The 19,356-nt window shown below is 32.8% G+C and carries 21 protein-coding genes and 1 tRNA gene; 17 read left to right on the forward strand and 5 right to left on the reverse strand.

All coding sequences use genetic code 11. The features are described 5' to 3' along the window. The first annotated feature begins 11 nt into the window (after positions 1 to 11). From AC6EIW_RS03920 to AC6EIW_RS03930, 3 genes are all read left to right on the forward strand, one after another. Positions 12 to 452 carry a hypothetical protein gene (locus tag AC6EIW_RS03920; protein WP_498521282.1) on the forward strand — a complete coding sequence of 147 codons (441 nt, stop codon included), beginning with the start codon at positions 12 to 14 and terminating at the stop codon, positions 450 to 452. 8 nt (positions 453 to 460) lie between these two features. Next, on the forward strand, positions 461 to 2,536 hold the full coding sequence (locus tag AC6EIW_RS03925; RefSeq protein ID WP_498521283.1) for an AAA family ATPase: 2,076 nt from the start codon (positions 461 to 463) through the stop codon (positions 2,534 to 2,536). A gap of 81 nt (positions 2,537 to 2,617) precedes the next feature. Beyond that, a complete protein-coding gene (locus tag AC6EIW_RS03930) occupies positions 2,618 to 3,106 on the forward strand; it encodes a hypothetical protein (RefSeq protein WP_498521284.1) in 489 nt (162 codons plus the stop codon). 16 nt (positions 3,107 to 3,122) lie between these two features. On the opposite strand, the gene AC6EIW_RS03935 is transcribed toward AC6EIW_RS03930, so the two are convergent. Both AC6EIW_RS03935 and AC6EIW_RS03940 read right to left on the reverse strand, forming a co-directional pair. Beyond that, complete coding sequence (locus AC6EIW_RS03935) at positions 3,123 to 4,130, reverse strand: hypothetical protein (protein WP_498521285.1); 1,008 nt, start codon at positions 4,128 to 4,130, stop codon at positions 3,123 to 3,125. Positions 4,131 to 4,253: 123 nt separating this feature from the next. Next, positions 4,254 to 7,031: an AAA family ATPase gene (locus AC6EIW_RS03940; RefSeq protein ID WP_498521286.1), complete on the reverse strand. Its 2,778-nt coding sequence runs from the start codon at positions 7,029 to 7,031 to the stop codon at positions 4,254 to 4,256. Positions 7,032 to 7,555: 524 nt separating this feature from the next. On the opposite strand from AC6EIW_RS03940, the gene AC6EIW_RS03945 reads away from it, so the two are divergent. The 11 genes from AC6EIW_RS03945 to AC6EIW_RS03995 all read left to right on the forward strand — a co-directional run bounded on the left by AC6EIW_RS03945 (position 7,556) and on the right by AC6EIW_RS03995 (position 14,645). Next, entirely contained in the window at positions 7,556 to 8,341 is a 786-nt protein-coding gene (locus AC6EIW_RS03945; RefSeq protein WP_498521287.1) for an SIMPL domain-containing protein, read from the forward strand. Beyond that, on the forward strand, positions 8,338 to 8,778 hold the full coding sequence (locus tag AC6EIW_RS03950) for a hypothetical protein (protein ID WP_498521288.1): 441 nt from the start codon (positions 8,338 to 8,340) through the stop codon (positions 8,776 to 8,778). The genes AC6EIW_RS03945 and AC6EIW_RS03950 overlap by 4 nt, the downstream gene beginning before the upstream one ends. A 44-nt stretch (positions 8,779 to 8,822) precedes the next feature. After that, positions 8,823 to 9,113: a hypothetical protein gene (locus AC6EIW_RS03955; RefSeq protein WP_498521289.1), complete on the forward strand. Its 291-nt coding sequence runs from the start codon at positions 8,823 to 8,825 to the stop codon at positions 9,111 to 9,113. Further along, positions 9,110 to 9,454, forward strand: a complete 345-nt coding sequence (locus AC6EIW_RS03960; protein ID WP_498521290.1) for a hypothetical protein — start codon at positions 9,110 to 9,112, stop codon at positions 9,452 to 9,454. The genes AC6EIW_RS03955 and AC6EIW_RS03960 overlap by 4 nt, the downstream gene beginning before the upstream one ends. Positions 9,455 to 9,910: 456 nt before the next feature. Next, on the forward strand, positions 9,911 to 10,174 hold the full coding sequence (locus tag AC6EIW_RS03965; RefSeq protein ID WP_498521291.1) for a hypothetical protein: 264 nt from the start codon (positions 9,911 to 9,913) through the stop codon (positions 10,172 to 10,174). Then, complete coding sequence (locus AC6EIW_RS03970; RefSeq protein WP_498521292.1) at positions 10,174 to 10,389, forward strand: hypothetical protein; 216 nt, start codon at positions 10,174 to 10,176, stop codon at positions 10,387 to 10,389. Before AC6EIW_RS03965 ends, AC6EIW_RS03970 begins: the two co-directional genes overlap by 1 nt. Further along, positions 10,382 to 11,575, forward strand: coding sequence for an AAA family ATPase (locus AC6EIW_RS03975; protein WP_498521293.1), 1,194 nt, complete (start codon positions 10,382 to 10,384; stop codon positions 11,573 to 11,575). The genes AC6EIW_RS03970 and AC6EIW_RS03975 overlap by 8 nt, the downstream gene beginning before the upstream one ends. A 90-nt stretch (positions 11,576 to 11,665) precedes the next feature. Further along, positions 11,666 to 12,994, forward strand: coding sequence for a DUF2130 domain-containing protein (locus AC6EIW_RS03980; RefSeq protein WP_498521294.1), 1,329 nt, complete (start codon positions 11,666 to 11,668; stop codon positions 12,992 to 12,994). A 1-nt stretch (position 12,995) separates the two neighbouring features. Continuing rightward, positions 12,996 to 13,445, forward strand: coding sequence for a hypothetical protein (locus AC6EIW_RS03985; protein WP_498521295.1), 450 nt, complete (start codon positions 12,996 to 12,998; stop codon positions 13,443 to 13,445). Next, positions 13,442 to 14,371, forward strand: a complete 930-nt coding sequence (locus AC6EIW_RS03990) for a DUF4268 domain-containing protein (RefSeq protein ID WP_498521296.1) — start codon at positions 13,442 to 13,444, stop codon at positions 14,369 to 14,371. The genes AC6EIW_RS03985 and AC6EIW_RS03990 overlap by 4 nt, the downstream gene beginning before the upstream one ends. 109 nt (positions 14,372 to 14,480) lie before the next feature. Next, entirely contained in the window at positions 14,481 to 14,645 is a 165-nt protein-coding gene (locus AC6EIW_RS03995) for a hypothetical protein (RefSeq protein ID WP_498521297.1), read from the forward strand. 524 nt (positions 14,646 to 15,169) lie between these two features. Here the strand turns inward: AC6EIW_RS03995 and AC6EIW_RS04000 are convergent. Both AC6EIW_RS04000 and AC6EIW_RS04005 read right to left on the reverse strand, forming a co-directional pair. After that, complete coding sequence (locus AC6EIW_RS04000; RefSeq protein WP_498521298.1) at positions 15,170 to 15,520, reverse strand: hypothetical protein; 351 nt, start codon at positions 15,518 to 15,520, stop codon at positions 15,170 to 15,172. 154 nt (positions 15,521 to 15,674) lie between these two features. Continuing rightward, positions 15,675 to 15,748, reverse strand: a tRNA-Pro gene (locus tag AC6EIW_RS04005). Between the two features lie 361 nt (positions 15,749 to 16,109). Here AC6EIW_RS04005 and AC6EIW_RS04010 point away from each other — a divergent pair. Together AC6EIW_RS04010 and AC6EIW_RS04015 are read left to right on the forward strand one after the other, a co-directional pair. Continuing rightward, on the forward strand, positions 16,110 to 16,244 hold the full coding sequence (locus AC6EIW_RS04010; RefSeq protein ID WP_498521299.1) for a hypothetical protein: 135 nt from the start codon (positions 16,110 to 16,112) through the stop codon (positions 16,242 to 16,244). Between the two features lie 1,354 nt (positions 16,245 to 17,598). Continuing rightward, a complete protein-coding gene (locus tag AC6EIW_RS04015) occupies positions 17,599 to 17,760 on the forward strand; it encodes a hypothetical protein (RefSeq protein WP_498521300.1) in 162 nt (53 codons plus the stop codon). Positions 17,761 to 18,006: 246 nt separating this feature from the next. Here AC6EIW_RS04015 and AC6EIW_RS04020 read toward each other — a convergent pair whose 3' ends face one another. Continuing rightward, positions 18,007 to 18,186: a hypothetical protein gene (locus AC6EIW_RS04020; RefSeq protein ID WP_498521301.1), complete on the reverse strand. Its 180-nt coding sequence runs from the start codon at positions 18,184 to 18,186 to the stop codon at positions 18,007 to 18,009. Positions 18,187 to 18,505: 319 nt separating this feature from the next. Between AC6EIW_RS04020 and AC6EIW_RS04025 the strand changes: the two genes are divergently transcribed. Next, positions 18,506 to 18,922, forward strand: coding sequence for a hypothetical protein (locus AC6EIW_RS04025; protein ID WP_498521302.1), 417 nt, complete (start codon positions 18,506 to 18,508; stop codon positions 18,920 to 18,922). Positions 18,923 to 19,356: the final 434 nt, after the last annotated feature.

A 19,356-nucleotide genomic window follows, 5' to 3' on the forward strand; every position in this document is an offset into this window, starting at 1 on the left:
GCTATATAAAAATGAATAGAGAAGGATCTGCACAAACAAAAAATATAGGTGATAAAAAACACAGCCTTAAAGATTTAAAAAATATTGTCTATAAGCTTGCAGGTGTAAGTACAACAAAAAGCCTGAAGCTTCTTCAAAGCGAGTTCAAGTCACTTGATTTCAGACGAAGAAGCAGTTGGGATATAGCGCTTAAAACTATTTCGAAGACTAATTCAGGTAAGCAATTTGAAGATTGGCGTCAGAACCCACCAGAGGAATATAAAGACTTATTTTCTGAGATTGCGAATGTATCAAAGTCATATAATCAAAGTATTGAAGCAGGCTTAGAAATTAGTAAAAGTATTAAAGAGGACGCAAAAAATCTCCAAAAGCTTAGTGATGATTTATCCGATGAAGCAAGAGAACTCAATGATGATGCAACTACAGTTGAAATTAAAAAAAGAAGAAGATAAGAATACTAATGTCTAAATTACGTTGTCATCTACTTATAGGTCCTCCTGCTAGTGGGAAAACATCAATAGCAAAGATATTAGCACCCATTTTAAAAGCGGAAATCATATCGACAGATGCGATTAGAGAGGAACTATGGGGAGATGAGTTTTATCAAGGTCCCTGGGAAGAAATTGAAGAGATCTTGCATGCTCGGTTAAAAAAATTTGTAGCAGATGATCAACCTGTTCTCATAGATGCCACTCACGCCATGAGGCCATGGAGATTGGCTCTAACTCAAGGAATCAAGTTCAACAAACGTATTGAATGGATTGGCTGGTGGATTAAGACACCAAAAGAAGTATGTCTTAAATGGAATCAACAAAGAGATCGAACAATTGAAGAAGAAGTTATTCATCAATACTCTGCAGCCCTATCTCATAAAGATTTTTCTCCAAATCGTTCAGAAGGCTTTACAAGCTTTATTTACTTTGATCCATCTATTGGAAAAGAAACAAAGTCACGTTTAGAAGAAGAGATAAATCGTTTACCTAAAAGAATTGCGGCGGCGCGTAATAAAGAGAAGAGCAAAGAGTTACATGGTTATTCGCGACTAATAGATCTAGAGAGACTCTTGTTTCTTATACAACTTCTAATTTTTTACCCAGGGTTGTCTGCAACAGACCTAAAAACAAATAATGAATTAAAACAGATTTGCAACCCATTACCAGAAGGCTCAATGAGTGATCGTGCATCTTTATTTTTAAAAGCAAAATATGGGGAATGTTATTCAGATAAAGATAAATTAGAAAAAGATCTTAAATGGTTAGAATCTCAAGGTTTCAAAAAAGGAAGTTCAACCCAAGAGCCTATAAATCCTCCCTTACAGACAGAAACAACAAATGAAAACATGGGTGGCTGGCCTCCATTAGCAGATAAGGAAGTCTTTATAAGAGTAATGACTTTGTTGCGTTACATACTTCAAAATCCTTTTGATGGAAAGAAAGAAAAAGGCACCTCTCTTTTTAATCACTACATAAACAAACTTGATAATATTTATATGGCCGGAGAAGCAAATACTTTAAGAGAAGATATAAACAAACTTTTGACACCATATGGTTTTAGAAGAAGCAATGACAATGTCCGTCACGGTTATGGGCTCGGTACAGCGGTTTTATCTACTCAACGTCTCAAAGATTTAAGTCATATACTCAATGAATCAGTCAATAAATTAGGTGACCCCACAGCATCAATTATTCAAGAAGAATTAAATGAAAGACTTCAATGGGCCTCAATAGAAACAAATGAACCATCAACACGCGTATTCGGAAATCGATCTATTATAAACACTGGACTATTGAGAGCAGACTCACTCGCCAATCCAGAAAAAGCTGAGAAATTAGAACATGCCATTAGCCATAACCAAAGAATATACATAGAGAGATTTAAGTCATCTGGAGGCTCTGGCGAGAGAATTAAAACTCCAAAATATGTTTGGCCATTACAACTAATATTTCACAACATCGGTTGGTACATAGCCTACGAAGAAGATAGAGTAGGCAATGGGAAAAGGCTTATATCAACAGAACGTTTAGATCGACTTGCCTTAAGACAAGTCGATACAAATACAAAGAGAAATCCAGAAGAGAAAAACAAATCCATACGTCGATTAGAAAAATTAATGGAAATCTCAGGAGGGATTTATTTTGGCGAAGACGAAAATCTCCAGTATTTACTAACAAGTTCAGAATCAAATGAACTTAAAAAGTATTTGCTAACGGTTAGATTTCGTTCTACTCCAGATCTATATAAATACTTGAGAGAAGGACTACAAAGATACCCAGTTGATCAACTCAGGCTCTCAAAACCAATCAAAAATGATATGTGGAAGCCAAGCAAAGAAGGACCCTTTTCTCTTGAACCATTAGAGGGTACAACTCATCCATTTCCAATGGAAATTGACTTACCAAGATGGACGATTGAAAATGATTATGACTTTATGAAATGGCTGCTTGGCTTTGGAGAGGGAATAATCATTGAAAAGCCAAAGTCATTAGTCAAAAAATATACGGAAAGGATTAGAGACATTAACAAGTTATATAGCTAAGAAGATATTTAGTCTTTCGCACGAAAAAAGCAAGATAAAACAATAACTGGAAGACAATTTAAAAAGTTAATAAAAAAAAAAATGAAAAATCAAAAGAATCAAAATGACTCTAATAACAAGAGGTCAAAGAAAAAGGAATTCGTGCATCCTGAATGTAAAGGTGAAAAATTAAATATAAGTCCAGAAGTTCCAAATAATTTAAAAGAGCTGATTGATAGACAGGTAATAAAAAAAGTAAGAAGGACAGTTAACTCAGAGATTTCAGATACAACGAAAGAGGTGTTAAAACTACTTTCAGAAAACCAAGCAGGTCCAAAAGAAGATATTGAAATAGCAGGAATATTAACAAGTAGGTTATGTAGATTCTATAGTAATTTAGTTAGTAAATTAGTGGATTTTGAAATTGGAGAAAAGGAAGTACTTGTAAGTTTAACGAAAGATACTGACCGTCTCTCATTAGCTAATATGATTTTATCTAATATAGAATTTTGCTCTATACAAGAAGAAGAAGAAGAAGAAGAAGAAGAAGAAGAAGAAGAAGAAATTGATGAACTTGATTATGAAGACTAAATAAAATATTTTTAATTTAATTATTTTGTTGGACTAGAAAAGTTTTGTGAAAATAATTTTCATTAATAATAAGAGAAGATGGCGAAATGTATTCTAGGTTAGAATTAAACTCATCAACTGATATTGAATCACAAGTAAGCTTACAATCGTTTTTAAAATTAATATCAAAAGGCTCATCTCCTTTATCTGATCTAATCGCCATATGGATATTGTGATTTAATTTGCTTGGCGTTAAATATTCATAATTAGAATCGCCCATTGAAGCCCATCCATAAAACCTAGAATGTATTGTTTTCATTTTATTAGGATCAACAAGAAAGAATGTTACGGGAATACGTGAATTAAAAATATTATTTAATTTTGAATACCAGGAAAATAGACTTTTTTTAATTTCATCATCATACAACAACCCACGACTAGTTTTATTACCAAAAAAAGTTGATCTCGAAGGCTGAATAAAGGGATTATCTGTAATAATCACAAAATTTTTCAAATTGTAAAAGCGTGAAGCTAATTCTGCGGTTAATAATCCACCAAATTTCCTGTCAATGATATACCTGTCCCAAATAACAAAAGTATCATAGAAGCAGAAATAAGCAGCAAGATATTCATAAAAAAGATTAGCTTTTTTAGCCTTTAAAGAGATAAAATCATCCTCAAATTTAACGAATCTAGATTTTCTTGATAAATTAAAAAATTCATCAATTTTATTGATTGTGAAATCATCTGTCTTGCCAAAAATAGGAATATCAAAAAGACTATCCTTAGTCTTATGGTCTTTATAAGAAAATGAATAAACTCTTTTCCTAAGGCTCTGAGATAAATTAGAATCACTAATAAGATTATTTTTAGGCTTGCAAGACTCAAGAAGGTTAGAGTCTAAAACTTTTATAAGTCTTTTCCTTTGAGATAAAAGAAGCAGAACAGATTCCCATGCTTTTATTTTCGTACCACTAATATTGCGATTAGTTTGTAGTTCATTTATAAGCTTTTTAAGATCAAGATTAGGACTATAAAAGACCATCAGGTGGTCCTTATTGATAAATATAGTAGACAAAAAATTTCTTAAGGAGTCAACATCCTTTTTAAAACTTTTTAAAATAAAATCCTTAGTAAGACAAGTAACTAATAACATATAAAATTATTTTTAAAAGATTTCATCAATATCAGTAGAGAAGAATCCGTCTGGCCATTGACTAAGTAATTCTCCTTGACTGGAAACCCTCATTTGATTAATTTTAGAAATACCATTGGAATTTTGATCTATATAATAAACTCGAAGTAAATCAGACTTAAACTGACCGTCTCTAATCAACTTTAATATTCTTAAAAGAATTGTTTCACTATGAGTTTCAACAATCCAGCTTTTTCCAGGCATATAGTCTTTTTTATAAACACTTTCAGCCATCACTGATCCAATTTCAGCTTGAAGTCTTGGATGTAAATGAGTTTCCGGTTGCTCAACTAAAATAGTATTATTAATATTTGATGTTGCATTAAAAATAATAGGTAATAACTGTGATAAGCCATAACCAGTATCTGCCAAATTTACCCATTTTTCACTTCCTATTTGTTGGATTTCAATATTCTTAAGTTGAACAGTTTTATCTCCTACAGATCCTCTTCGAATAGATTTAATTAATTGCCTTGAATTTAAGTACTCACTAATAACATTAATATCAATATTATATATATTATCATTTTCTGAAAATAGATAAGCGACATCACCTGGTTTAACAGATGCAATATCATTTGCTTTATAAAATCGTCTGGCACCAGATCTCGCTGGACCAAGATGAATAACCTCTCTACAAAAAAGATTTGGAATTATTTTAAGTGAATTGAAAGGATTAGGATATTGTGAAAGAATTCGCTCTTTCAAAATATTTCGGGAGGCCGAATTATGACTTTGGCGAATTGATTTATTCTGTCGCAGGGAAGTAAGCTTTCGAGCAAAGTTCTTACCAGATCTTCTTACACCTGGTTCAAACTTCTCCTTAGAAATAAATGCATCTCCTGATAACCAGGAAATACACTCATAGAGGTATTTACTATCGAAAGTATCGGTAAAATTATTTTGATTAATAAATTCCCATAATCTAATATTATAAACAATAGAAGAAAAATCTAACTTAAACTTTATAGATTCTTCGTTTATAGATTCGCTGATCATTCTTAGATCAAAACTATAATCTATTATCGTACTAATAAATTGATTTAAATAATCACTAAAATCATCGTCTGAATCAAAATCTATAATATCAAAAATTTCTAATATCTGCATAGAATAATGTGATCTACGTACCAAATAAAGTTCTAATAAATCCTCAATATTATCTAATGAAGTTGTATCATTCAATATATACTTAGTAAGTACATTCCTATAATCTTTAGAAGCTTTAAATATAGTATCTTTATATAATAGTTTTATCTCTTGACTCGACTTAATATCTGGATATGGAACATTTTCCGGAGAATTGAATTCCACAAATCTCTTAAAACATGATTTGAGTTCTTCCTCTGAGACTTGGATATCTCTAAAACCAGATGGACTTTTATTTACTTTCGCTCGTTTCTCGTCATCAGTTAATATTTCAGGTAAACAATTAAATATTATATCGGAATGGTTAGATATAGCCTGAATATCTAAATCGGTTCTTTCGGATTCTTTGAAAAAAATATCAGCATTTTTCACAAATTCATCGTATTGAGAACTACTGTCTTCTTGCTTATTTAGTTTTTCTATATTTTTTCTAAAGTCAAGGATATCAGACTTTTTCTTTTTATAATCACCAGATAAATGATACGAATCAAAATAGAAATTAGCGTTAATAGTGCTATTACGATATAAGGGTGTATTCAAACTATAAATAGACATATTCAACCTAACTTTCCGCTTATTTATATCATCAAGGAAGTCTTCTACTGCTGAGTTACTAAATTTTTTTATTATATTAATTAATTTATTATTTGTAGGCTCATCAAATTTAAAGAATCGTATACTCCTATCAAAATCAATCCATCCTCCTGCTTCTATTCCTGCATATCTTAATAAGTTTAGGACCTGATTTTGAGCAGCCATATTTTTGCCTAAATTGGAAAAAATAGTAGGCACAGATTGAATCATGATTTCAGTAGAATTATCTTTCTTACGGGTGCGAATAGATTTATTTTCAAGAGCAAATTTAATTTCTTTAGTTATATTTTTAAGAATCCTATTAATTATCTCACTTAAATTATCATAGCTTTTTGAATCTAATTCATAGATATTTGAATCATTAAAGTTTCTAGCCCTACCAGGGAAAGGATTCATCAAATATTTATCATTATTTTTTTTATTTGTATTTATAAAAAGTAATTCCAAACCTTCCAAATAATCTCCAAAAATAATTTTTATTTTTTTAACTTCACCCTTTATATTATCCTTACCTTCAAAAACATTTAATCTTACTTTTGCGTTATTTAAAACATCTAATGAGTCTATAGAAATAAAAGTATTCTTGTGACTTATCGATGGCTCTTTCTTGATAGAGGTTTCAAAAGATATACCTTCATCATTATTTTCAAGTAATTGATTATTTAGTATTGTTCTGTATGTTCCAGCTTCAACATGCTCCCCACTAAAATTGAATTCGCCAGAACGCAAAGTTTTACAGCTTTGTGCAAGAGTTAAAATTGATTGTAAAAATGATGACTTGCCGCCAGAGTTCTGTCCGTATATTAAAGTGATAGGAGCAATTTCTATATTCTGAAGATCTTTAAAAGATTTATAGTTTTTAACTCCATATCTAGGTAATGATGATTTTTTATTTATATTAGATTTCTCTTTCATTTTACAAACGCGATCCACTTGATTTTTTCTAATTATATCTCCTATAGAGAAAGTGTTATTATGTATTATCCTTTTATAACTTTCGATAAGCATTAGTCTCTCGCTCGGAACAATAAAGATTCCAAACAACTCAGAAACGTCGCATTAACTAAAAATCTTTTTGCGCGAAAGATTACTTGTAACAACTCTGAAACCTTCAACTTCGAAGAAGAAGCTCATTTAGCTTCACACATTCAATCCATGTGAAAACTCGACTAATTCGTTTTAACCATCGAAGAAATTACAAGTGTCAACTTAAGAAATGAGCATATATATAAAATATTTATCATCAATAATTTCAGCTCTTATTTATTTTATAGAGGAAAAAATAAAGCAAAAAACTCAAAATAACTAGACGACATAATTTTTGTTGGCTTTATTTACACAGCTCTTGCAACAAATACATATCAATCGCATGATGAGCAACCAACAAAAAAATTGGCAAGCTTGATACAAGTGTGCCGTTGCGGGCAGCGGAATCCGAGTAACCTCGTCAGTCAAGAGAAGCCAGAACTTAGGCAGTTGTATTGATTTGATTTTCGCTAATTACTACTCCTCACACCCTCACGACAAGTGCAATGAAAGCTTTGTCTCTTCTTAAAACCTTTTCGAAAAATTCAATTCATTTAGTTCGAAAAACACCACCTCTTGTTTTTGCAATGGCAGTTTTATCAGCAGGTGGATTTATCGGAGCATCAACAGTCTTAGTCTCTGGACTTCGTACTGTCGAAAGCTCAATCACAGTAACTGGTGCAAGTACGGAACGTATCGTTAGCGATATGGCTAAATGGGATGTCAAAATCCAAACGACAGGCTCTACTCAAATAGATTCCTATAAAAAACACCAAGATTCGATTAGTGAAACAATTAAATTCCTAAAAGCTAATCAGATAGAGAATGGTAATGGAGAATTGATCGATATTGGTCCGGCTTCAACCTCAAAAAATGAAGTCCGAAATCCAGAAACTGGTGAGCTTGTTTCAACTAAATGGATTACCAGTCAATGGATTGAAATAGAAAGTAGAGACGTCTCAAAAATCTTTAAGACTCATAGAAAGATCAGTGAACTCCTCGGTAAAGGTATTTTAGTTAGTCCCAGCAGTCCAGAATTTACCTATACAAAACTTGCAGAGAAACGAGTAGACATGCTTGCAAAGGCTACAAAAGATGCCCGCATCAGAGCCGAGGCTATTGCTCGTGAAGCAGGTTCAAAAGTAGGTGCAGTCAAAAGGGTAAATACTGGGGTTTTCCAAATAACAGTCCCCAACTCAACACGGGTAAGCAGCTGGGGTTCCTATGACACAAGCACAGTCAAAAAAGACATCACTGCTGTGATGGGAGTAACCTTCGGAGTTAAAGAATGAACGAACATAACGGCTCCTCAAGGATTATCAATTTATCCCAGAGCATTAAAAAAGGTCATGAACAAATTGAAAAAATCGATGATCTTATTATAAAAATCACCAATCAAAGAAAAGATCTTATTAAATCTATTATTGACGATTTGACAGCTATTCAAAAACTTTCTTTTGAAGAAGTTAAGGAGTCCGATGAAGGCACTCGAAGATTATTTGATGAATCAGTATCAAGACCAATTAATCAATTAATAACAGAAATCATCAGGAGTCTAAAGTTATCTATTGATCCGAAAGAAAACAGTCTGACTTCTGGGAAGGTTTCTAAGCAGATGATAGAAACCTTAAGAAAAGTAAAAGGGTTTAAGGCATATCTTTCTGAAATTCAGAGAGCTCAGCTAGATCAACTTTTTTATTTACCGGACGCTCATAAAGAGTCTATTTGAATTAACTGTCAAAATTTTTCACCCAAAACTCAAATCTTAAAGTCATGTGTTTAGAACCAGAAGACCATATGGAATGGTACGAAAGGACAAAAGCTCTTTCAACTGAAAGACTCCACAATTTAGATCTCTACTGGAGAGACAACTTTGAAAACTCCGTTCATCAAGAACTCCATTCAATTGTTCAAATGATTTTGATAGAACGAGGCGAGAAAACCTTAGAGATGAAAAGACAAGAACAAATCCAAGAACTTAATCGATCTCTAAGTCTATCCAATCCTTTTGGTCGAGTTCTATCAGGAGTCAAAAGTGTATTCACAACGAGAACAAAATCATGAGTATAAAAAAACACAACGAGAAGGAACAAAGACAAATCGAGATAGATCAACTTGGTGAAATGCTTTGGCGTTCTACTCCTCTGGGAAAATTTCTTTCATCAAAAAAAGCTTCTAAAGTTTTACGTTCAAGACCGACAACAGCTAAAAGAGGAAAGCGAGCTTGGGTCGTTCGTATACCTGCTTCTTTTATTTTTACTGGTTCTAAAACTGGAGGTTTTCAAACAATTGTTATGGCTGAGACTAGAGATCAAGCATGGGAAGAGGCAGCAAAATGCGAGGAATGGGAAATTCTAAATTTCTTCATTAGTCATATGAAGGTATTTCCAAAAGAACCTCTTTAGATCCAGAAGTTTAAAGAAAAAATTAAGTTGACTCGTCAAATCAGGAAAAGCTACTAAGTTATCGTCATCTGATGAGCAAAGCGGCTCACTTGTTGAGCAAACTTACTCGTCACTCGGATAAGCAGAAGGGCATCTGCGGATAGCTGAGGTCAGTGTTGCTAGTTACTTCCAACCCTTATCTCGTACTATTCCTATGCCTTGTCGTTTCAGCAAGAAATCAAATATCACTCTTAAGAAACAATCTCAATTTCTTAAGGGTAATGAGGCTCCTGCAGCTAAAGGCATGGAAAGTTACTTGAATTATATTTTTCCTATATGGAAACAACTGTTTAAGGATCGCAGAGCAAATTTCCTAGATCTTAGGGGTGAACCCCCTGAGTTCAGGCACGCTGTTTTTACGAGAATAAGGAGAGGAGAACTAGACCACCGCTAACTCATACTCACAACTAATTATCAATGTTCTCGAAACCTGAAGATTGGGTGAAAACTCGTGATGCGGAGGGGATTCTTTGTATCTCAGAAAGATCCCTATTACGTTTACGAAAAAACAAAACTCTTACCGCGGGTAAATGCTGGAGAAGAACTATCCCTGACAACCTCAACTCACACGTTATTTACAATATTCCCTCTTGCCAGGAGGTTTTAAGTGGCATAACCGCTGCATTGGAAATGGAGGAGGATTGTCTTTCCAATTCAATAGAAAAGGAGACGACTATCTAATGAAAAGAAATTATGTAGGGCAAGAAGATTGTCATGATGAAATCCTAGAAAAATTAAACTTATCAGGTTTTGATTTGATTCTTTATGACGTAGACAGATTCATAAGACCAAGATTTTATGAATTAGTTATCCTTGTTGCCATCAAGGCAATAGCTCAAAAGAATGATTTCTCATTAAGAGAACAATTACATATTTGGAGGCCATTTGATGTTTGATGAACAAACTGAGGCCTTTGAGAGATTGGTTTGTCTAGGAAGTCTTGCCAATGACCACAAACAAGTAAAAGGATATGACTATAAAACTGATTTAAAAATAGAATTACGAAACAAAGAACAGAGAGGAACACATGTAGGGAAACATATAGATAAAGAGGTAGGAAATAGAACAGTTAAATCACAACCAGTAAAACCACGTACTCTCCAAGTAGGAAAAGTCCCAACACCAGTAGATCTGCTTTTACAAAACAAGAAGCCTACAGAATGGATTGTTGATTCTTTTGGTGCAAAGGGCGCAGCTGTATTGCTGGCAGGTGATAAAGGAAGTGGAAAATCTGCATTTTGTTATCGCTTAGCAGAATCAGTATCCAAAGGTGAGGCATTTCTTGGACGAATAGAAACAGTTAAGTCAAAAGTATTGGTGTGGCAAGCGGATGAAAGCAAAACAAATGCATTAGACAAGATTGATCACATGGGTATTACAGATGGCTTTGATTTCGTCTTTGAAGAAGACGAAGGATGGGACGAATTACAAATACCAAGATTAAGAGAACATCTCCAAAATGGTTGCTATGGAGTCCTTTTGATTGACAGCGTTACAGGCTTGTTGATGAGTAAAGGAATCAGTATTAAAGATCCAGAGTTCTCAACTCCTATAAAACAGTTAAATGATCTAGCTAGTGAATTGGGTATATTGATTGTCCTTAATTGTCATCTCACGAAAGAGGATAGAAATGAAGTTAATGCCAAAGATATTTTAGGTGCTGGTACTCAATCGGCCGCAGCCAGTGATATATGGGGAATTTGGATCACCAATGAAAAAGATTTAGAGAGTTTCACAATGAAATGCCTAGGCAAAAGAAACTGCGATAAAAACACGATGTGGTATCTGAAGGGAAATATTGAAGATTTTTCCTTTCAACTTGAGAACGTCGGAGAACATGATTTGTTGCCAGACAAGCAGAAGCAATATAGTTTTCAATTCTTAGACCATCTCCATAAAACTAATAAAGGGATGACAGTGAAAGAACTATCAAATCAATTTAGTTGTACTGAAGAACATGCCAGAAGAGTATGCATAAGGCTTAAAAGACAAGGCCAGATTGAGAGAATAAAACATTCAATAAAGTTTGGTCGACCACTCTATGTCTATACCGCTAAGACTTTTCCTACTTCTGGGGTATAGATCACACCAAGAAAATGATGGCATCAGAAGCCAAAAATGACTGAATTGGTTTTTCGCACGTAAAAGAGAAAGTTAATCGATAAATCAGTGATGCTTGTATCAACTCAAGCACTTCCAATGACATCATCTAAAGAAATCCAGTGTCCTCATTGTGAAAAAATGTTTAAAATAGACGAATCAAATTATCTCGCGATTCAAAGCCAAATAAGAGATCATTTATTTGAAGAGCAACTTAAAAATGGAATTGCGACCGCAGTAAAACTTTCAGAACAAAAACTAATTAATGAACATAATATATATATCAATGAAAAAAATAAAAACATACAAAAATTAGAAAGTGAAAAATCCACTTTTGATAAAGAGAAGAAATTAGCAATTGCAGAAGCTATACAACCTATTTTAAAAGAAAAAAGTGAGTTAGAAGTAAAAAATAAAGATTATAAAGAAAAATTATCTTCTATAGATAAAGATATGAAAATAGCAATTTCAGAAGCTATTAAGCCTATAGAAGAGGAAAGAAATACATTAAAAATTCAGATAAGTAAATCTAAATCAGAATCAGAATTAGCAGAAAATAATTTAAAGACTCAGCATAGATTAGAAATCAAGGATAAAGAAGATGAGATAAAGAGACTAAGAGAAAATAAAAGCAAGTTATCAGTCAAAATGGTTGGCGAATCACTAGAAGAATCTTGTAATATAGATTATGAAAGATATATAAGAATAGCAAGACCGTTAGCAAGCTTTAAAAAGGATAATCAAGCAGTAAACAATTCAAAAGGTGACTATATTTTTAGAGATTATGACGAGGAAGGAAATGAAATTGTGTCGATCATGTTTGAGATGAAAAATGAGAATGAAGACTCGAAAATAAAAAGTAAAAATAAAGATTTTTACAAGAAGCTTGACCAAGATCGTAGGAATAAAAATTGCGAATATGCAGTTTTAATATCACTTCTTGAGCCAGAGAACGAACAATTTAATGCTGGTTTAACTACTGTTTATCATGAATATCCAAAAATGATTGTAATTCGTCCTAATTGCTTTATATCCTTAATTTATACACTTATAGTAATAGAATCGGAAATTTTAAAATACAAATTATTACTGCAAGATGAAAAGAATAAAACTATTGATATTAGTAATTTCAAAGATAATCTTGATCAACTGCAAAAAGCCTCGGCTATAAATTTGAAAAGAATATTTTCTTCCATAAAAAAAATTGTAGACTTACAGGATAAAATAATATCTAATGCAAAAGAATCAAAAGAAATTGCCTTACAAGGCTTAAGTAAAAACTGGACAATTCTGGATAAAAAAATACAAGGCATTTCAGTTAATAAATTAATCAAAGATAATCCAACAATGACAAGGTTGTTTGATGAACAATCTCATCAAGAAATAGTTAAGGAGGTGTAAAATGACTCCTACCCATAACAACTCTGAAGATTTAATTCTCCCACCCAAAGTTGAATACCTAATAAAAGAAGTCAATATTAATTGCGAACAAACCAAAGAGAATATGGATAAAATAAAGAAGTTCACATTGACGAGAGATATCAAACTCAAGCTTCTTCTTTCAAGCCTGAATGAATTACAAAGGATTTGTCATGAGGATTTGAGAGATGCTGATAATTGGAATCTTAAGAGCTTCGATGAATTAGTAACAAAGCCCATCAATGAATTAAAAGAAATAGCTATCTCTCTTCGAGACGACTCATCTACTAGTAGCCCTATAACTTTTGAAAAGATTTATGAGCTTACTCAAAAAATAATAAATAGAATTAGAGCTTTTAAATTCTCATCCCTGAAGCATAAAAGAGATCTTCTAAACAGCCTCTTTCGTTTACCTAATGCTGAAAAAGAATGACTAATCCTATTGGAAAACTTCAAAGAGTTCCCTTAAGAACTGTATGGAAGCATGAGGCTCGTGACTTCACTCAATGGCTTCATGAAAACTTGGATTTTCTAAATGATTCTCTTGATCTTGAACTTATCTCTGCAGAAAGAGAACAATCAGCTGGATCTTTTAGTATTGATTTGGTTGCTGAGAGTAGTGATAGTGAAAGTTATATTATTGAGAATCAGCTAGAGAAAAGTAATCATGATCATTTAGGGAAAGTCATTACTTATCTAACTTCAAGAGAAGCAAAAGGAGCCATATGGATTGTTTCTGAACCAAGGCAAGAACATATCAATGCGATGGCATGGCTAAATGAATCAAGTAGTAGCGATTTTTATCTTGTAAAAGTTGAAGCTGTAAAAATAGGAGCTTCGGAGCCTGCACCATTGCTTACTTTAATTGTCGGACCTTCTATTGAGGCCAAAGAAATTGGAAGGGTTAAACAAGACAAAGTAGAGAGACACTTTATTCGTAAAAAGTGGTGGACAAAACTAGTTGCAAATTCTGCCGCGAAATCTCATGCTCACATTTCTCCAAGTACGAATAGTTGGATCACAACTTCATCAGGGATAAGAGGATTGGATTTAGTGTACATAGCAAATAAGAGTAAATCTGGCGCGGAGTTATACATCGATCGAGGTAAAGACTCTCAAGAGGAGAACAAAATGATTTTCGATCAATTAAAAACTTATCAAGCCCAGATTGACAAAAATATTGATTCATTTGTTGATTGGCAGCGATTAGATTCTCGACGAGCTTGCAGGATACGTATTGATATTGATGGAGGTTATCGATCTCCTGATGATGAGTGGCCTCAAATACAGGAGAAAATGATTAAAGCAATGAATCAACTAGAGGTTGCTTTAAAGCCTGCTTTAAAAACTTTAAAATAAAATACATGAGTTCAACAGAGATAAAAGAGATAATTGGAGTTTGCTTTCTTTAAGTTGGATCTTGTTTATTTTCTATCTGTAGGCATTATTAAAACCCGACTATGTTCAAATGCATCAGACGTTAAAAACTACTGCTTTAGCGATACCCTCAATTTTATTAGCTCTGCTATTAGGCAGACTCGTGGCCATTGAAATTTATGCAGCTAAATTTCCTGATTCTCCAACGGTAAAAGCATTAAGAGTAAATCCTTTGATGTCTTTAAGAAGTAACTAAAGATTGAGAAATTAATTCTGACTACTTTCTACGAGCAAATACAGCAGCAGCAATAACCAACAAGAAACCCCTCTAGAAATTCCAATAACTAAAGGGGTTATTAATCGACTCGTACTATATAAAGTCAATTATGTCTTGATGAGGTTTGGCCTCAATTCATTTATAGGTGAAAATCAACCCAGAAAACAAGCAAAGTTTGGAAAGCCCTACCTCAACCGAACATCATTTTTAGAGAACCTCTTTTTATATTCTTATCACGCAAGAGCGAGTATCGAAAGGATGCGATAGCTCTAGTCAGAGAAGGGGACAGTCGTCGAAATCCTGTCCCTTTGCTCGCAAATCATAAAAAGTTCATTAGGTCTGCACTTTTTTTGGTAAACAAAAACTCAGGTTAAGCCTTGCATTTCCTACATACCAGGCATAGCCAGTCTCTTTAAGACATTGATTAGGCGCTTTGAGTAACTATTAAAGTTAGTTGGCCCCCTCTTAAAAAAGGGGGTTTTCTATTTCCAATAAATTAATACTCAGTTTCTATGCTTGTTTTTTCGATCAGCGCCTAAGCCACACAACTCGATCAATCCTCTTGCATTACTAGCAACAGAAGCTGTTCGCCCTAAAACAAGACTTTTTTGAATAGCACTTTGCAGGTTCGCAACCAATTGAGCTGTCATTTGAGGTCTACTTAAGTCCACATTTTCAAGGTCTTGAACAAGTAACTCATAAGCTGCTGCAGTAATTCTTCGTGCTTGCCTTCGGCTTAATCGATAAGTTTCGGCCACATGGGACGTAACGACAGTTGCGCCATTACCTTTTGCGAGCATGGTTGCAGCTTCACCAATACGTAATTCAAGTTCAGCTTTAGAGGCTCTGGCCATAGTTCTAAATTCGCCCCAGACCCAGTGCTCAAGGCACTTCTGCCATAGCAATAGATTCAAGCATTTGTTGGCGATTTGTTGGCTCGTTTGGGCCAACAAAAATGGGTTCAGCTAGATATTAGCCAAAACCATTGCAAATAGTAAGTTTTTAGAATCGGGGCGACAGGATTCGAACCTGCGACCTAGTGCTCCCAAAGCACCCGCGCTACCAAGCTGCGCCACGCCCCGCCAAATAGAATTGTAGACCCTGATAGCTGCTTAGAGAATATAAATTTTCTAAAGCTTGACTCAAAAATAATCAAATAGACTCATTTGAAGGGTTTTGTCACTCGTTTGTCACTCGCTTAAGCTAAGAAAATACCTTAAAGAAAGAAGTCTGATAATTGTGTAATAGCTCTCAGAAAACTACTCCGTTAAAGATGAGGTTGAAAATATCGTTTTGATGCAAAAGTAGAGAAAGTGGAAAAAGTTTTTTTAATTGTTAAAAACCTGTGGAGAATAACAAATTTGTTATCTTGACTCCAAAAGATTCAAGTAAAAAAATTTATTTTGATCTAAGTTTCCGATGCAAATTAATTAGGAGTAAACCATGCCGAATTGGGTAAACATGTCTGAACAGGAAAAGTATTATTACCGTAAAAACAGAGAGAATGCTGCTGAGGACATGGTTGGTCTATCAATTTTAGGCATCCCAGTATTGATCTTATTAATTATTTTTATTTAGAGTCACCATAAAGCTCGAAATATCTTTTCTTTTTTAACTCCATTTTTTTCCAACAGTTATCTAATCAGATTTATTATTTCTGATTTAAATCACTGAATAAACAACCAAACTAAATTTATTATGTTACAAAAACTCGGTAATTGTTTTACTATTCTAATTTTCGCATCCTTAGTTGGCACTTTCCTTGACAAGGTAAGTGAGAGGAATAATGAATATTCGATTAATTTAGAATCAATAGAATTTCAGTCAGTTAAAGAAACATATGATCTTTAATCTACAGAGATTTTATAATCCAATCATAAATGAGTTAATACGCAACTCGAACGAATTACAAACCAAAATAAAAGCTCAGAGAAGTAACGCAGAAGTGCGGGTGTTTAAAAAGCAGACGCGTGTTTAATAGGCACCCCGTTCTAATAATCCCTTGTCACTCGCTGTCACTAATTAAAAATTTGTTGCATTAAAAAAGCCCTGTTATCACAAGACTATTGCTTATCTCAAGTTCTGCTCCCAAAGCACCCGTGCTACCAAGCTGCGCCACGCCCCGTAACCAGCTAATCTTAATGCTTCATAGGCAATTAATTACGTGGAATCAAAAAATATATTCATTTTACCGTTATTTTCAAAAAATCTGTTTAATTAATTTGACAATTTGATTATTTAGATTAAAAATCGAAAACAAACATTCACGATCAAAAAAAAAAAAAAAAAAAAAAAAAAAAAAAAAAAAAAAAAAAAAAAAAAAAAAAAAAAAAAAAAAAAAAAAAAAAAAAAATTATTATTAATTGGTTAAATATTATTTAGATTAATTATGAATTACTCACCTTATTCAGAAAAGTCAAAACTTAAGAATTCTCTTTTGGAAAACACCAACTATTAAGTTCACGACTAATAAATATTTCTAAACTTATATTCATACATAAATAAAAATATAGAAGAACGAAGCATAATTAGCAAAAAAATAGTTAAAGATAAAGATCTAAAAAATACAACTTACTTACTCTATTGAAATTCTAAAATTGCAAAAGTCTTTGAAAAGAACAACGATTGAAATTTTAGTAAATGAATATTGTTTTCAAATCAAAAGATACATGGAACAATTTGGACTGTCATTGCATGTGCACCAAAAAGATCAAAGGAGCCAATCATTACAACTCAACCATTGAACTTTTTACATCCAGAACATGATCGCTTACAGATGTTGCAAAATTTTTTCTTAAGTATTTAGTTTTGTAAAGTTTGCAATCCCCTGCAAGCCTAATGGAGTGGTGATTATCAGGCTAATCTTTCAGATTCAATCCATGAACTCGTGGGAATCCTTCCAGTTGATTAAAGTATAAAAAAATTCAAACCATTGGCTCCTCATTTAGAACATCCTTTTTTAATATTAATCTGGCACTTACTTGTTGGATATCTGCTTACTGTAAGCTGCGACTGGAACTGGATTCCATTGACAAAGGATGAGAAAAAAAGAGGTCCTTCTCTTGACCAAATCAGAGGTAGAATCTTTGGCTAATAAATATGAGATAGGAAAACAAGGTTTGTTGGCCAAAAAATTCCACACAAGCTAATTGATTTTTCCATGAGTTAACTCATAAATCAATTTGACTGTAAAACCAATTAAAGACTATTTAATTAAACAAATATAAATTTAAAATAAGTAGAAATTATAAAGGTACGGTTAGGCACCAAAAAATACTCACAACTAAGAACTTTTTCTATTATCTTTTTCTTTTAACCTGCGAGTACAAGGTCAAATGGCTCAACGAATTAACGTTGCATTGAATTCAATCCCCTCTGGATGTAGAGATTTAGCTGAGTTTGCTTTCTTCTGCGGTGTCGGTTTTACATTTGGTAGCCTGGGCCTGATATGACCAATTATTTCAATGGCAGCATCATTCTTTTTTTCCTTAATCTTTTTATTAAGTAAAATACGAAGCAACTTTCCTCAACTACGAAGGGTAACTTAGAGATTTAGTGTTAATTTTTTTAGACTGAAAAAGATATACTAATAGGAATTATTAAATTTTTTTAGAAAATTATTGAAAAAGTATTTATAAAGTACAGAGAACTTTTTTAAGCAATTCCGCCTCCATAAAACGAAGATTGAGGAAGTTTTTTTTATTTTATGTAAAGCCGCAGCTTTTTATTCTTTTTACCATATGAAAATTTTATGAAATTTTAGATATACATTTAAAATAATAGATAACCAGCATACAATTCTCTTCACGAAAAGAATAAAATTCTTTCATAATCAATATATGCATTCAGGTCAGTCAGTGAAGCTGATACCAAATTTTGCTGAGTTACTTCATGAGATTAAATTACCATCGCCAGAAAAATGCTTTTTAATTGAGGATGGCGATGAAAAATATATAGGAAAATGGATAAGGGATGGAGAACTCACATGTGAACTTGAAAAACTCTTCGAGTGGATAAATATGAGGTACAAACTCAAAAAAAGTAACCTAAGCCACAAAGAGAGAAAAATTGCTGAAGATGTAAAAAAAAGATTTCCTTTAGAACAATGGCGTGTGATAAAAATTTTTAGTGACCACCAACGAAAATATCGATATTACAAAAAAGCCATAGAAGACGTAAAAAGTAGAACAACTCCTCGAATGAACGAACAAGCAATCATGACTATATTTAGACCAGGCTGGAGTATAAATACTTAGTATGGTATAATTACCTATAAGACTTCAAGGCTTTAAATTCGCATGATTAAAAAGTACCCCTTGCTTCCTTTCATTATTTTTGCTGGAGCATTATTAAGCACCGCTACAATTGGTTTGCCTGTATTTGCAGGATAATTTGAATGCAAATTCAAATTACTTAAGCTAATCTACCTTTAGCCCTTCTTATAAAATATAGTTTAAAATAATATTACAATCTCATAAACAACTAAAAAAAATAAACACATAAATTGAATTCAATTTAAAATTTCAAAACTTATTATTATTTTGATAAAATAGCAGACCAATAATTAAACAAGAAATATGATGAATATAAAAATATTGAAAGGTAAATCCAGTTAAGCCAGGCCGGACGCTTATTATCATTATTCATTGAATCTAATAAAAATATGGACAACATAATATACTTTCTAAAT

The sequence above is a fragment of the Prochlorococcus sp. MIT2308 genome (assembly GCF_059772345.1).

Bases quoted from the DNA above. Each gene is read 5' to 3' on its own strand.
- AC6EIW_RS03950 (WP_498521288.1), top strand. From the start codon at position 8,338: ATGAACGAACATAACGGCTCCTCAAGGATTATCAATTTATCCCAGAGC.
- AC6EIW_RS04025 (WP_498521302.1), top strand. From the start codon at position 18,506: ATGCATTCAGGTCAGTCAGTGAAGCTGATACCAAATTTTGCTGAGTTA.
- AC6EIW_RS03965 (WP_498521291.1), top strand. From the start codon at position 9,911: ATGTTCTCGAAACCTGAAGATTGGGTGAAAACTCGTGATGCGGAGGGG.
- AC6EIW_RS03995 (WP_498521297.1), top strand. From the start codon at position 14,481: ATGCATCAGACGTTAAAAACTACTGCTTTAGCGATACCCTCAATTTTA.
- AC6EIW_RS03985 (WP_498521295.1), top strand. From the start codon at position 12,996: ATGACTCCTACCCATAACAACTCTGAAGATTTAATTCTCCCACCCAAA.
- AC6EIW_RS03930 (WP_498521284.1), top strand. From the start codon at position 2,618: ATGAAAAATCAAAAGAATCAAAATGACTCTAATAACAAGAGGTCAAAG.
- AC6EIW_RS03975 (WP_498521293.1), top strand. From the start codon at position 10,382: ATGTTTGATGAACAAACTGAGGCCTTTGAGAGATTGGTTTGTCTAGGA.
- AC6EIW_RS03955 (WP_498521289.1), top strand. From the start codon at position 8,823: ATGTGTTTAGAACCAGAAGACCATATGGAATGGTACGAAAGGACAAAA.
- AC6EIW_RS03980 (WP_498521294.1), top strand. From the start codon at position 11,666: ATGCTTGTATCAACTCAAGCACTTCCAATGACATCATCTAAAGAAATC.
- AC6EIW_RS04010 (WP_498521299.1), top strand. From the start codon at position 16,110: ATGCCGAATTGGGTAAACATGTCTGAACAGGAAAAGTATTATTACCGT.
- AC6EIW_RS03935 (WP_498521285.1), bottom strand. From the start codon at position 4,130: ATGGTCTTTTATAGTCCTAATCTTGATCTTAAAAAGCTTATAAATGAA.
- AC6EIW_RS03990 (WP_498521296.1), top strand. From the start codon at position 13,442: ATGACTAATCCTATTGGAAAACTTCAAAGAGTTCCCTTAAGAACTGTA.
- AC6EIW_RS03970 (WP_498521292.1), top strand. From the start codon at position 10,174: ATGAAAAGAAATTATGTAGGGCAAGAAGATTGTCATGATGAAATCCTA.
- AC6EIW_RS03945 (WP_498521287.1), top strand. From the start codon at position 7,556: ATGAAAGCTTTGTCTCTTCTTAAAACCTTTTCGAAAAATTCAATTCAT.
- AC6EIW_RS04000 (WP_498521298.1), bottom strand. From the start codon at position 15,520: ATGGCCAGAGCCTCTAAAGCTGAACTTGAATTACGTATTGGTGAAGCT.
- AC6EIW_RS03940 (WP_498521286.1), bottom strand. From the start codon at position 7,031: ATGCTTATCGAAAGTTATAAAAGGATAATACATAATAACACTTTCTCT.
- AC6EIW_RS03925 (WP_498521283.1), top strand. From the start codon at position 461: ATGTCTAAATTACGTTGTCATCTACTTATAGGTCCTCCTGCTAGTGGG.
- AC6EIW_RS03960 (WP_498521290.1), top strand. From the start codon at position 9,110: ATGAGTATAAAAAAACACAACGAGAAGGAACAAAGACAAATCGAGATA.
- AC6EIW_RS03920 (WP_498521282.1), top strand. From the start codon at position 12: ATGAATAGAGAAGGATCTGCACAAACAAAAAATATAGGTGATAAAAAA.